This is a genomic window from Arthrobacter antibioticus, from assembly GCF_030063205.1.
Classification (GTDB): domain Bacteria; phylum Actinomycetota; class Actinomycetes; order Actinomycetales; family Micrococcaceae; genus Specibacter.
In genome coordinates, this window is the sequence record NZ_JASISQ010000008.1 from 159,642 (window position 1) to 172,315 (window position 12,674).

Consider the following 12,674-nt stretch of genomic DNA (forward strand, 5'->3'; position numbering starts at 1 on the left):
ATTCTACGCAAAGTAGAACATACGATATCTAGCTTACTGGCCTTTTGCCCTCCGGCCATCATGGCGCAGTGTGAGCGCAGATAACGTCCACAGTGCACCTGTCATCAGGGCACCTCCTCCGGCCACACCCATCAACGCATGCTCACCTGTTGCGACAAAAAATGGCAGCACCAGACCAGTGCCAACGCCAAGAACGCCGGAGATTATCCAGTCACTTCGAAGCACGGATTTAGCTTCAGTGTTCCCCGCAGGCTTGAACAGAGCCGCAAAGAGCTCGGCCGCACCCATGACGGCAAGCGCTGCGCCACCGAGCCAGGCAGCAACGCTTGCGCTGCCGGCAACCGCCACCAACACGCCACTAACCGCCAATAAACCGGCTGCACCCAAAAGAACCAGCCTCCTTGTGTCCCGCAGAGGCAGGGCCAGGGTGCGCACAAGCAAGCACTGAGCTGCTGCCAACGCAAGAAAGTAGATGGCGAAAATTACGCAAAGGCCAAGGGTTCCAGGTGACTCCCAAAAGACCGTAATGAGACCAATAACTAGGGTGACCACGGCTCGCAGCAGTACGGGGCGCCACAGTGGGCTAGCTCTGCGTGTCTTGGTGTTGGCGTTGATTGACTGGGGAAGGGCGGTTTCACTCACCCTTCAAGTCTAGCCCGGCTAGCGGGAGCCCCTACCTGCATCCAACGGCCGGTGCGCGCACGCAGTCCCAACGTCAAGCCGCGGGCTCCCATATAGCCCACACTAAATGCCGCCCATACCCAGAACATTCCACGGACTGTATCGCCAAAGTGCAGCTGCGAAACCCAGAAAAGTAACGGCAGGTAAATCACTAGGTTGCCCACGCCAACCAAGGCCAAGTAGCGCGCATCGCCGGCTCCGATGAGAACGCCGTCGAGCACAAAAACGTAGCCAGCCAGTGGTTGCCCAACCGCCATAACAAGCAATGCCGCAGTCAGCGCGGCGTGAACGTTCGTATCTGTTGTGAAGATCCATCCAACGACGCCGGATACCGCCCAAAGGCCCAACCCGGTGAGAACACCAAAAGCAAGTCCCCATCTCGTCATTGTTCGTGTCAAAACACGTACTTGAGAAGTATTGCCAGCCCCCAGTTCTTTGCCAATCAACGCCTGGGCCGCGATGGCGAGGGCATCAAGAGCGAAGGCTAGGAAGCTGAAGAGCGTCATAGCAAGCTGGTGTGCTGCTAAGTTTGTGGGACCTTGGGCCGTCACCACCAGGACAGTGACCAAAATGGCGGCTCGCAGAGACAGGGTGCGCAGCATAAGCCAGCTGCCCACTCTTGAGACCGCCCGCACTCCGACCCAGTCGGGGCGGATCCCCACACCATAGTGATGTGCTGCACGCACAACGATGGCGAGGTATACAGCTGCCATTCCCCACTGTGCGATCACTGTTCCCAGCGCCGCTCCCCCCACGGACATTCCGAAACCATATACGAAAACAAAATTCATCACGATGTTGACGGCGAATCCGAGCGTAGCGACTATCAGCGGGGTCTTGGTGTCTTGGAGACCACGCAAAACACCCATGGCCGCCATGACCAATAGCATCGCTGGAATCCCTGCCAAGCTGGTCCTGAAGTATTCGTTTGCGTACCCCAGAACTTCCCCGCTGGCACCCATAGCGTTCAGCAGGCCACCACTGGCAAACATGCCCACGACCGCTAGGACAATGCCTAGCAGTGCCGCCAGCCAGAGCCCGTCCCGGCCCACTGCCAGTGCCTCAGCGCGTCTCCCAGCTCCTAGCAACCGCGCAACTGCCGGCGTCGTTGAGTATGCCAGGAACACCATGAGTCCAACAACCGTCTGAAGAAGCGTCGCGGCGAGGCCCACTCCAGCCAATTGGGGGACGCCCAAATGGCCAACGATGGCGGAGTCGGCCAATAAAAACAGGGGCTCCGCAATGAGCGCGCCAAAGGCGGGGATAGCTAAGCCGCGAATCGCTTTCGATGTTGAGCGCCGGGTCTGTGCAGAGGCAGCATTGGGCGTTACGGATTTAGGCATGGGTCAACAGTATCGGCAACCTTTGAACCCGCCCGTGCAGTTATCCACGCCTTTGCGGAGGCTCCCGCAGGGTTCCTGAAGACTTCCCTGATCATATTCACCACTGTGGCGTTAGTAACTTTGGCCGTTGTCGCTAGCCATATTGGCAAACCGTGAATAGTGGCCCTGAAAACCCAACACGATCGTTTTCGTGGGGCCGTTACGGTGTTTGGCAACGATGACATCCGCTTCACCGGCACGGGCTGATTCCTTGTCATAGATGTCCTCACGGTGCAGCAGAATCACCATATCGGCGTCCTGCTCAATCGAGCCTGATTCACGTAGATCGGAGATCATTGGCTTCTTGTCCGTACGTTGCTCAGAACCACGGTTCAACTGTGACAGTGCCACCACAGGAACCTGCAGTTCCTTGGCCAGCAGCTTCAGTGCACGGGAAAACTCCGAGACTTCCTGCTGGCGTGACTCCACACGTTTACCTGAGGACATGAGCTGCAAGTAATCCAGGACTACGAGCTTTAGGTCGTGCTGTTGTTTCAAGCGGCGGCACTTGGCACGAATTTCCATAAGGGACATATTAGGAGAATCATCTATAAACAGCGGAGCCTCGTTCATTCGCCCCATGGTTGTGGCGATCTTGGACCACTGATCATCTTTGACTGTTCCCTTGCGAAGGTCCTGGAGGCTAATGGTTGCTTCCGCCGACAGCAGACGCATGGCAATCTCATTACGACCCATTTCCAAGGAAAACACCACGGTGGCCATGTTGTGATCAATGGCTGCCGAACGCGCCCAGTCAAGCGCGAAAGTACTTTTACCCACAGCGGGTCTTGCGGCTATCACTATCATCTGCCCCGGGTGCAGGCCATTGGTCAGTTCATCAAATTCATAGAAACCGGTAGGCACACCGGTCATCCCTTGCCCCTTGTGTCCGGACGCCTCAATCTCATCCACGGTGGCTTCCATGACGTCTTTGAGCAGCACATAGTCCTCTGTGGTGCGACGTTCAGCTACGGCAAAAATCTCGGCTTGAGCGGCGTTAACGACCTCTTCAACTTCTCCGTCTTGGGAATAGCCCATCTGGACAATTTTAGTGCCGGCAGTGACCAGGCGACGCAACACGGCTCGCTCAGCAACGATCTCAGCATAAAATCCAGCGTTTGCTGCGGTGGGAACTGATTGGATCAGTTGATGCAAGTAGGCTGCGCCACCAATTTTAGTGATCTCACCACGCTTGGTGAGCTCATCTGCCACCGTCACGGCATCAGCAGGTTCACCGCGGCCGTAGAGGTCCAGCGCGGCCTCATAGATACTCTCGTGGGAGGGGCGGTAGAAGTCTGTGCCACGCAGAACCTCCACCACATCGGCAATCGCATCCTTGGAGAGCATCATGCCACCCAGAACGCTTTGTTCTGCGACAAGGTCCTGAGGCGGTGTCCTGGCGAAATCAGGTTCGCGGGAGGATGTTCCTGATTCTCTGGTTGGAGCCGACATGTGTGATGCTCTCTTTCTGCCCTGCTGGCCGGGCCTTTGCGCACCCTGCGGTGGCATGTTCTTTGGTATTACTACTCCTTACCAGCTGGTACCGACAAAGGCGTCGTTATGGAGAGCTCAATGGCTACGTTAGACGGTGAAAGAGCATCTACCAACCCCGTTGTCCACCGATGCTGTGGATAACCGGTGCATTAAGTGCCTCAGCTTGTGCACAGCATGGGGACAATGATGTGCACAACCTAATAGAATGGTGCGCAATACTGCCCTGACCTGCACAAACACTGTCCACTGCCTGTGGAAATAAACATTTTTGGGCTACCGTACCAGCCATCCGCAGCCGCTTGACAGTGCGCATAAACACGGCTAAGCGCGATCATATCCACAGATATATGTCCCTCTGTGGATATCCCGACAACGCTCATCAATAGCAGCTCTGACCTTCATACATGCCCGCGCATGTACCCCCGACAACCCCAACAAGCCACCGTGTTCGGCGGCATTTTGGACAAAAAAGATCCGGCAACCATAACTGGGTGCCGGATCTTTCTAAACGATGAAGCGAGTACTAGCTTGCTACAACGTTCAAGGTGATAACAGCTGAAACATCGTCGTGAAGACGAACATTTGCAGTGTGCTTGCCAACCGACTTGATGTGGGCCGGCAGTTCAACCTTGCGCTTGTCAATAGTTCCCAGACCTGCAGCGGCTACAGCCTTTGCAACGTCGTCAGCCTTGACGGTACCGAACAAACGACCTGAGTCGCCAGCCTTTACCTTCAGGACTACAGCGTGTGCCTGCAGAGCGGTTGCCTGCTCCTGAGCAGCTTCAGTTGAAGCGTGCGCGTGGGCGAGGCGGGCAGCCTTGATGGCTTCCACCTGCTTCTCGCCACCCTTGGACCAGGTCAGTGCGAAGCCGCGGGGCAGAAGAAAGTTACGTGCGTAACCGGTCTTCACCTCAACGATGTCACCAGCGGCACCGAGGCCGCTTACTTCGTGGGTCAAAATGATCTTTGCCATGTGTATCTATCTCCCTTAACCGCGGCCAGCGCCGGAGTAGGGCAGCAATGCAACTTCGCGGGCATTCTTGATTGCCTGTGCGATTTTGCGCTGCTCCTGAACGGTGACACCCGTGACGCGGCGCGCACGGATCTTTCCGCGATCAGAAATAAACTTGCGCAGCAATGCTACGTCCTTGTAGTCGATGACTGTGATGTCAGCGGCCTTCAGGGGGTTGGACTTTGGTTTGGGCTTACGGAGTTCAGCCTTAGCCATCGTGGAGCTCCTTAGTATTCGTGGAGCCCGTGGATATTAATCCGCGGGATGGTTTGCGTACGGCGGATGCCGCACATTTCTTGTAAAACAAAAAGCTTGGCGCTCCCGAGTCCTAACGCGGCGGCGAAGCCGAAGCGAAAGGGGACGCGCTGCGCTTTAGAAGGGAGGCTCGGAGTTATCCGGGCCGGCGCCCCAACCGGAGGAGCCACCACCGGGCGTTGCCCAGGGGTCAGCTGCCGGTGCGGATTGCTGCTGCTGGCCGCCATTACCGCCGAAGTTTCCTCCGCCGGAATTGCCGCCAAAGCCGCCTTGTCCCCCGCCGGCGTTTCCGCCGCCGAAGTTTCCGCCCTGGCCGCCCTGGCCGCTGTTACCTCCACCGAAGTTTCCGCCACCCTGACCGCCGGAGCGTTGGGTACGGTTTACTTTGGCATTGGCATAGCGCAGCGAGGGGCCGATCTCGTCGACCTCAAGCTCCATGACGGTGCGCTTTTCGCCTTCTTTGGTGTCGTAGGTCCGCGACTTCAGCCGACCGGAAACAATCACGCGCATGCCCTTTGTGAGGGATTCGGCAACGTTCTCGGCCGCTTCGCGCCAGATCGATGCACGGAGGAACAGCGTTTCGCCGTCTTTCCATTCATTGCTCTGGCGGTCAAAGGTTCGCGGAGTCGACGCAATGGTGAAGTTCGCTACTGCTGAACCGCTCGGGGTAAACCGAAGTTCCGGATCACTGGTGAGATTACCAACAACCGTAATAGTGGTTTCGCCTGCCATCTGCTCCTGCTTCCTGCTTGGTGTTTTCCTACAAAGAAAAAACTAAAAAGAAATTACCGAAATTATTCGGCAACAACCTTCTGCTCTTCCGGACGTGTGATCTTGGTGCGCAGGATGGTCTCATTGATACCAAGCAAGCGATCAAGTTCCTGAGCGGTAGCAGGCGCTGCGGTGAAGTTCACCACGGCGTAGATACCTTCAGACTTCTTCTGGATGTCGTAAGCCAAGCGACGACGGCCCCAGATGTCAACCTTTTCGATGGTTCCACCATCGGTGGTAATGACATTCAGGAACTTCTGAAGCGACGGCTCAACGGTACGCTCATCAACATCGGGGTCGATGATTACCATCAGTTCGTAAGGACGCATATGTGAACCCACCTCCTTTGGTCTAGGCGGTTACGGCATTTCCGTAACAGGAGGTTCATTTGCGGTGCCGCACCGGTACCTATTGCACTACGTGAGTGATCTTGGTACCAGCACAGACTCACCCATCCTACCGTAAGTACGACGCCGGACACTCACCTCTGTGCGTAACTCTCACCACACGCTGTGGATAGTTCCCAGCGGATGTTTTGGATCTACTTTATGCCGCGCACGAGCAGGTCATGAAAGATGTTTCCGGTGTCCTGTTGAGCTAGGAAAACGCCATCGCCAAGCTGGCACTCGATGACGCAATCGCTGTTCCGGGGAGAAGGCAACCACAACCAGGTAGGGAACTTGACCTGGAGGCACTTTGTGAATGGCGGCAAGTGGAGCCCAGCATGATCTGCCCGTGGCGCGAACGCATCCAAGCAATCGAATCCCCCACCCCGGGTGTGGAGCTGCTCGATCTACTCTGCGACTACAAAGTACTCTGCGACTACAAAGTACTTGATCGTGACGGTAGCCAAGGGCGTGCACGTCCCCGTTGGTGAAATCCTCATCATTCCGCTCTACAACATGCAGGGCTGAAGATCCCCTGCCATTGGTGGACATCTCCCTTCTCCAGCGAGCCGGGCTAGTGGGACCCAACTCTGTTCCACAGAACCGCGCACGGTCAGCGTGGCCGGACCATGTCGTTGCCAACGGAGTTCTCACTACAGATCCCGGTGGCAAGGGGTTCATCATTTCTGCGGAGGACGCATAAGTACTACTTCCCGCCACCACTGCGGACTACAAGGAGCTCGTCCAACCTGACGGACGAAGGCGCCTGTGCAGACCTCAAGAAGCTGCACAAACAACTGGATGAGACTGTTCCGCCTTGCTACGGCTGGCCAAAGTCCGTGGCTCAGAACGCTCCGGAGATCGCCATTCGGCTTTCACTGCTGAATAGCAAAATCCTGTTGCCCCAAAGTGCCCCGGACCCACTGGGGGCGTCCCTCCACGCTGGCCGCATGCCTTAAAATGGAATGAACACCGCTCTTTGCCTGCCGAAAGGTCCTGCCATGCGCTTCACTGACAATGCCGTTGCGCAATGGCACGCGCAAAAAGGACTACGGGCCAGCCCCGCCTGGAAACTACTACAAGGGTCCCCTTGGACGGTGGCATTTCTGCGCTCCGTCTTCACGGCGACCAGGCAACGCATGCCGCTGGAGGAATTTCACGGCGATTTAGCGGAATTCATGAAGGAACTGCGCGATGAAAACCTCAGCCTAAATGAGGCTTGGCAGGCTTCCAACTTCGCCGATTCTTGGGTGCGAAGCCAGTTTCTTTCCCGGCCCATGGTTGACGGAAAGTTCTTCTATGAACCCACTGCCTCCACGGCCCGGGTCCTGGCATTTACGGATACGCTGACCGGCAGCCGCACCAATTTGAACAGCTCACGACTGAGCACGCTGCTTAACAGTATTGAGGCGCTTTCACGCCAAAGCGATCCCGACCCGAAATCCCGTATTGCCACTCTCGAAGCTGAAATCGCTGAGCGTGAAAATGAAATCACTGCGCTGCGAAATGGCGCCAATCCAGCCGTACTATCCGAGGACTCCGCCGTTGCCGCCACCCGGAGTGTGTTGGATCTTGCGGCTGGTCTGCCGGCAGATTTCAAGCGGATGCGCGACGGCGTCGAGGTCATGCTGCACTCTATCCGGCAAGAAATCATGGACTCCTCAGTCACTAAAGGTGTTGCCGTGGGTCAGGTGCTTGCCGCTGACTTGGCACTACGCGGCACGGCAGAAGGAGAGACGTTCCAAGGTTTCACCGAGTTCCTCAACGATCCGGTACAACAGGGACGTTTCAGGCAATCAATCAACGAGGTGCTTGAGCGGGACTTCACCGGTCAGCTCAGCGCGGAAGAGCGGAGAAATCTGGCCTCCTTGCTGCGCGAGATGCGCCGTCAAGCTGCTGAGGTACACGCCATTTATGGGCGCCTCTCCGAGAGTCTGCACGCCTATGTCCAGTCCGCCGAGTTCAAAGAGTCTGTACTGCTGCGCAAGGCCATCCATTTAGCCGAACAGGCTGTGGCTGCTGCATCGCTTGGTTCCCGTACAGGGGTGGTTGAACCGCTGTTATACGCACCGAACTTTGAAACTCTCGCGGGTCTTGGCATTTTCAATCCCGAAGACCACGTCCCACCACCTAAGCTTGCCGCTCCCCCGGCGTTGAGCGATGCAGATATCCACCGCACCCCGGCAACAGCGGCACCCGATATGCCACGCTTGCATGCCGCTATCGAGCGGACCAGAGAAACCCGCCATGGATCCGCCACTCTGCATGAGGTGTATGCCTCGTTGCCAGCTGATCTGCAGCACATAAACTCCATCCGGGGTTTGGTTCTTGCTGCCCGGGGGGCAGCAAACACTTTCGTGAACGACATTGACCCAGATCGCACCGAAACACTGACTTTCACCCAAATTGACGGCACAACGCGCACAGCTCGCGTCCCGTTATTCACGTTCGTTAAGGACTCTTCACCATGAGCGGCACTTCACACCCAACGCCGGAGCTGCAAAAAATTAGCAACTCTAGGGGCACCGAGCGAACCCTGTTTGACGGCGACACCGGCTCCTTCCCGCTGGAGTTGCGCCAGGCGCTGGTTCGATTGCTGCGTGGACCGTATGTTGACGGCGGCGCAGAACCCGCCTTGTGGACAACAATCCTGACGCACGACGTGTCTCTGCGTCAGTATCTCAGCGAGATCTTCTTGTTGTTGAGCGTAGATTCTGAACGCAAGATAGCACTGCTAACCCCAGCAGACATTGAGGCCGTTCACACACAGCCGATCGTTGCCCGCAAACCGTTGCGCCGCGAAGAGACCCTGTTGGCTTTGCGCCTTCGTGTACTGCTGGACCGCCATGCCGGCTCCGGCACAGATGTGGGTATCTCTCGCGCCGGGGCCAGGGAAATACTTGCCGAACACCGCCAGCCCGGCATAGTTGATGACAAACGCTTGGATGAACAAACGGACGCAGCACTAGCTCGCCTTCTTAATCTAAAGTTGATTCTGCCCACCGAACTGCTCAACGAATACCGAGTCAGCAACGCCCTGGCATTGGCTCTGCCTTTCGACTCAATCGATCAAATTCCCGCTTATCTCTCCGCCCTTGACAAGAACGAGCCTCACAACTCCTTAGACTCCGACTCCAGCGACGGCCCAGCACAGGAGGGCCTGTTGTGAGTATTGCAACCACCCTGCCCATCGGCGAAGAGATCAATCCCGGTCAATTCCGGCTGAGCCAGATCCAAATCATCAACTGGGGTACTTTCCACGGCCGCCACAGTATGTACGTTGACCGGGCCGGCACATTGCTCACGGGGCATCCCGGTGTTGGAAAGTCGACACTCTTCGATGGTATTCAGCATATTTTCTATGCTTCCCCACGCTTGAATGAATCGGCCCACGAGGCGTCTAACCGCAAAGACCGTCGGACCACTTTTAGTTACATGCGCGGTCGTAAGATCAAGACGGACAACGGCGTGATGTACCAACGGCCCAGCTCTACCTGGTCTGCCACCGCCCTTGTTTTCGAGGACGGACTGGGGAGGCACGTGACGATCTCTGCGCTTTTTGACCTTCCCGCCAACGGGCTCGAAGGCCAGGTGGGCAAGCACTATGTCATCCATGACAGACCGTTGGACACAGCGGCCTTGGAAAACCATGGCAGCCGTCGCTTCTCGCCGTCGTCTTTAAATGCCGCCTTGCCGGGAGCGGAGACTTTCGATGTGCACAGAACCTTTGCGGAACGCTTCCGTCGCAAACTCGGTATTGACAATGACAAGGCTTTTAGTCTGCTGCGTACACTGCAAAACGGAAAGGGTCTAGACAAAGGGGTCAACCGATTCTTCCGCTATGAGGTGCTGGATAAACCGTCCACACTGACGGCCGCAGCGGCCGCTGTTGAGGACTTCAACCACCTCAGCGGTATCTATCGCCAGCTGGAGGATGCCCGCGAGCAGCGCGACGCCCTAGCCCCGGTGCCCGAACTTCATCAGAAACACCACGAACTCAGTGAGTTACACAACCGCACAGTTGATCTTCAGAAGACCCAACTCCCGCTGTTGCGCCACCAGTTCCAAAACGAACTTCTCACCACAAAAGCGTCTACCCTTAGCGATGCTCGGGCAAACAAAGAAACACAAATCAAGGCCGCAACAACGGCCAAAGAGGCCCTCGCTGCCAGTGTGGCTTCACTGTCGGAGCAGCACGCCAACCATGGCGGCCGGGCCATAGAAGGCCTGGAAAAGGACATTCGGAGCGGTAAACGAGACCTGCTTGAACGGCAGCGTCTTGAATCCGAAGCACGTGCGGACCTTGACAGTGTCCGCATCGAGTATCTCTGGAGTGCAAAGGGACTGGATGCAGCCCGCACAGCTGCGGCAGCCGGCGTCGAACATCAGCTGGCAGAAACACAAACCGCTCGTACACGCGAGTATGAGGCAGTGGCGGCGAGTGTTAACCTCAAGGCACAGGAAAGAGCGTTGCTGGCCGAAATTGACTCTTACCAACGTCGGGGCTCGAATATTGATCCGCGTAGCGCATCGGCTCGCCGAGCCATCTGCGCTGCTACTGGTTTGGCTCCCGAGGACCTGCCTTTTGCGGGTGAGCTCGTGGACATCGGCACCGAGCACACCGTGTGGCGCCCTGCTGCAGAAAAAGTCCTGCGCTCACTTGCCACCACACTGCTTGTAAGAGGCAGCGATATTGGCGCTGTCACCTCGGCAATCGACGGACTTGACGGCCTGGGCAAACTCCGTTGGATAAACCTTGGCATGTCAGTTCAACCTGCAAAAAGGGAGCAGCCGGGTCAAGACCATTTGGTGAACAAATTAGACTTCCATGACTCAGAGCCTGGGTCATGGCTTCGCGAGAAGATCACCGCAGACTACGCTTTTACCTGCGTACCAGATGATGCCGCCCTGCACCAACATGCCAGGGCCATTTCCCGCGCGGGAACAGTCAAGCTCAGCGCCGCCGTGTTTGAACGCGACACCCGAACCATCAGCGCCTCCGACTATCTCTTGGGCTTCAACAACGTCGCGAAAATTGCGCAACTGCAGCAGCAGGTAACAGGCTTTGCTACCGATCATGCTCAATCAGCGGTAGCCGCAACGCAGAGCAGCCTGGCCAAGGAAGAATCGACAAAACGACTCGCAGCCATGCAGCGGATTGCCGAAGACGTCCGCACTTTTGACCAGCTGGACTCCGGCGTACTAGTGGCTCGTCAGGCAGAGCTACAAACCACCCTGGATCAAACTATTGCCGGCAGTGCCACGCTAGCCCAACTGCGTGCTTCTCTCGCTGAAGCCACTACAGATCTAGAGGCTGCTGTGGGAAACGTGGCTGTGCTGCACCATGACTTGTCCGGGATCGAGAAGGAACTCAGCAGCGTTCGTACTGTTTTGTCAGGAGATATGCAGCCGGCCCGGGCGGCTGATTGGGCGCTGGAGGCGTTTTCACCCTATCTGCTCGACGGCGGTCCTACCTCCTTGGATGAGCTGGAGCTTATGCTGAGCCACGCTACCGTGGACTTGGGTGAGCGCATCACCACGATCAAAGAGCGCCAGTTCCGCGCCGAGGGAGCATTAAGCGAAATATTCAAGAGCTTTGCCCGCCAGTTTGGCCCTCTCATGAGCTCCAGTCATGGAACTGGTGCCGAGGCAGCGCAACACTATGAGGAGTTGTACAGACGCATTGTTTCCGAAGGGCTACCGCAGCGACAGGAACAATTCAAAGAATATTTCAATAACCGCTCCTACGAACGATTCTCGGATCTCCTGCAATTACTGGAAGAGGAACGGCGTTCCATTGAGGAACGAATCCTGCCACTAAACCAGATTCTTGCAGACGTATCTTTTGAGAAAGGCAGCCGGCTGCGCCTCGAAGTGAAGACCACTATTCCCGATGAGGCCAGAGTCTTCAGAGGCGAACTCAAAGAAGCCCTGGGGAATGCTTACACCAAGGCCACCGAGGACACCATGGCGGCCAGCTATCTGCAATTGGAACGACTGGTCAACGCTCTGCAGGATCCCACCATGTCTCATTGGGCGGACACAGTGCTGGACGTACGCCAGCATGTGACTATCAGCTGCAACGAACACCGTCCCAACGGTGAGGTGGAAGTCGGCTTGGAGCCCGGCACACTTTCAGGCGGTGAGGGGCAGCGTTTCACCTCTTTTATTATGGGAGCCGCCCTTGCCTATCAGCTGGGTATTGACACCCAGGGTTACAGTACCTACGGCACCGTCATGATCGATGAAGCATTTATTCAGGCCAACTCGGAATACGCCGGCGCAGGCATCAACGCTCTACAGGAATTCGGTTTTCAACTCTTGCTGGCCGCCCCTGAGGACAAGGTGGACTTGTCAAGGCACCTGGGCTCTATCACAGACATCATCAAGCACCCGCAGGCAAACGTCTCTGGATTCCTTGACACTGGTCGGTCACCGGCCACCGCAACTGACATTGTCCTAAGAGAACCTTCCTAGATTCATGGGGCCCATCCGGGCCGGGACTGTTCATTTCCGGGCCTGTGGGACTGCGCCGCTAACCCCATCTTGGGGTGGTCTTTTGTGGGGGGGTGTTAAATGAGGGAGGCCCCGCACCGTGTGGTGTGGGGCCTCGACCTTTTTATGTGTTGTCCGGCGGTGTCCTACTCTCCCACATCCTCACGAATGCAGTACCATCGGCGCTGTGGGTCTTAG

General features: G+C 56.8%; 11 protein-coding genes. 4 read left to right on the top strand and 7 right to left on the bottom strand.

Going from position 1 to position 12,674, the window contains the following annotated elements; all coding sequences use genetic code 11:
• Positions 1 to 33 precede the first annotated feature (33 nt).
• The 7 genes from QMG40_RS15385 to rpsF all read right to left on the bottom strand — a co-directional run bounded on the left by QMG40_RS15385 (position 34) and on the right by rpsF (position 5,924).
• Positions 34 to 642, bottom strand: a complete 609-nt coding sequence (locus QMG40_RS15385) for a hypothetical protein (RefSeq protein WP_283531979.1) — start codon at positions 640 to 642, stop codon at positions 34 to 36.
• The gene (locus tag QMG40_RS15390) at positions 639 to 2,024 is read right to left on the bottom strand and encodes an MATE family efflux transporter (protein WP_283531980.1); all 1,386 of its coding nucleotides are present in this window, start codon (positions 2,022 to 2,024) and stop codon (positions 639 to 641) included. The genes QMG40_RS15385 and QMG40_RS15390 overlap by 4 nt, the downstream gene beginning before the upstream one ends.
• 111 nt (positions 2,025 to 2,135) lie before the next feature.
• A complete protein-coding gene (dnaB, locus tag QMG40_RS15395) occupies positions 2,136 to 3,515 on the bottom strand; it encodes a replicative DNA helicase (RefSeq protein WP_283531981.1) in 1,380 nt (459 codons plus the stop codon).
• 565 nt (positions 3,516 to 4,080) lie between these two features.
• Positions 4,081 to 4,530 carry a 50S ribosomal protein L9 gene (gene rplI / locus QMG40_RS15400; protein ID WP_283531982.1) on the bottom strand — a complete coding sequence of 150 codons (450 nt, stop codon included), beginning with the start codon at positions 4,528 to 4,530 and terminating at the stop codon, positions 4,081 to 4,083.
• Between the two features lie 15 nt (positions 4,531 to 4,545).
• On the bottom strand, positions 4,546 to 4,785 hold the full coding sequence (gene rpsR, locus QMG40_RS15405; protein ID WP_003800144.1) for a 30S ribosomal protein S18: 240 nt from the start codon (positions 4,783 to 4,785) through the stop codon (positions 4,546 to 4,548).
• A 156-nt stretch (positions 4,786 to 4,941) separates the two neighbouring features.
• Positions 4,942 to 5,556 (bottom strand): single-stranded DNA-binding protein, encoded by a 615-nt coding sequence (locus tag QMG40_RS15410; RefSeq protein WP_283531983.1) that lies wholly within the window; start codon positions 5,554 to 5,556, stop codon positions 4,942 to 4,944.
• Between the two features lie 62 nt (positions 5,557 to 5,618).
• The gene (gene rpsF / locus QMG40_RS15415) at positions 5,619 to 5,924 is read right to left on the bottom strand and encodes a 30S ribosomal protein S6 (RefSeq protein ID WP_283531984.1); all 306 of its coding nucleotides are present in this window, start codon (positions 5,922 to 5,924) and stop codon (positions 5,619 to 5,621) included.
• Positions 5,925 to 6,319: 395 nt separating this feature from the next.
• Here rpsF and QMG40_RS15420 point away from each other — a divergent pair, with 395 nt between their 5' ends.
• The 4 genes from QMG40_RS15420 (at position 6,320) to QMG40_RS15435 (ending at position 12,458) form a co-directional block, all read left to right on the top strand.
• Positions 6,320 to 6,472: a hypothetical protein gene (locus QMG40_RS15420; RefSeq protein ID WP_283531985.1), complete on the top strand. Its 153-nt coding sequence runs from the start codon at positions 6,320 to 6,322 to the stop codon at positions 6,470 to 6,472.
• Positions 6,473 to 6,982: 510 nt separating this feature from the next.
• Positions 6,983 to 8,452: a DUF3375 domain-containing protein gene (locus tag QMG40_RS15425; RefSeq protein ID WP_283531987.1), complete on the top strand. Its 1,470-nt coding sequence runs from the start codon at positions 6,983 to 6,985 to the stop codon at positions 8,450 to 8,452.
• Positions 8,449 to 9,150, top strand: coding sequence for a DUF4194 domain-containing protein (locus tag QMG40_RS15430; protein WP_283531988.1), 702 nt, complete (start codon positions 8,449 to 8,451; stop codon positions 9,148 to 9,150). Before QMG40_RS15425 ends, QMG40_RS15430 begins: the two co-directional genes overlap by 4 nt.
• Positions 9,147 to 12,458 (top strand): ATP-binding protein, encoded by a 3,312-nt coding sequence (locus tag QMG40_RS15435; RefSeq protein WP_283531989.1) that lies wholly within the window; start codon positions 9,147 to 9,149, stop codon positions 12,456 to 12,458. The genes QMG40_RS15430 and QMG40_RS15435 overlap by 4 nt, the downstream gene beginning before the upstream one ends.
• Positions 12,459 to 12,674: the final 216 nt, after the last annotated feature.

What these genes read in the sequence shown, in the direction of transcription:
- rpsR (WP_003800144.1), bottom strand. Translation starts at nt 4,785, where the DNA reads ATGGCTAAGGCTGAACTCCGTAAGCCCAAACCAAAGTCCAACCCCCTG.
- QMG40_RS15420 (WP_283531985.1), top strand. Translation starts at nt 6,320, where the DNA reads ATGATCTGCCCGTGGCGCGAACGCATCCAAGCAATCGAATCCCCCACC.
- rpsF (WP_283531984.1), bottom strand. Translation starts at nt 5,924, where the DNA reads ATGCGTCCTTACGAACTGATGGTAATCATCGACCCCGATGTTGATGAG.
- QMG40_RS15425 (WP_283531987.1), top strand. Translation starts at nt 6,983, where the DNA reads ATGCGCTTCACTGACAATGCCGTTGCGCAATGGCACGCGCAAAAAGGA.
- dnaB (WP_283531981.1), bottom strand. Translation starts at nt 3,515, where the DNA reads ATGTCGGCTCCAACCAGAGAATCAGGAACATCCTCCCGCGAACCTGAT.
- QMG40_RS15390 (WP_283531980.1), bottom strand. Translation starts at nt 2,024, where the DNA reads ATGCCTAAATCCGTAACGCCCAATGCTGCCTCTGCACAGACCCGGCGC.
- QMG40_RS15430 (WP_283531988.1), top strand. Translation starts at nt 8,449, where the DNA reads ATGAGCGGCACTTCACACCCAACGCCGGAGCTGCAAAAAATTAGCAAC.
- rplI (WP_283531982.1), bottom strand. Translation starts at nt 4,530, where the DNA reads ATGGCAAAGATCATTTTGACCCACGAAGTAAGCGGCCTCGGTGCCGCT.
- QMG40_RS15410 (WP_283531983.1), bottom strand. Translation starts at nt 5,556, where the DNA reads ATGGCAGGCGAAACCACTATTACGGTTGTTGGTAATCTCACCAGTGAT.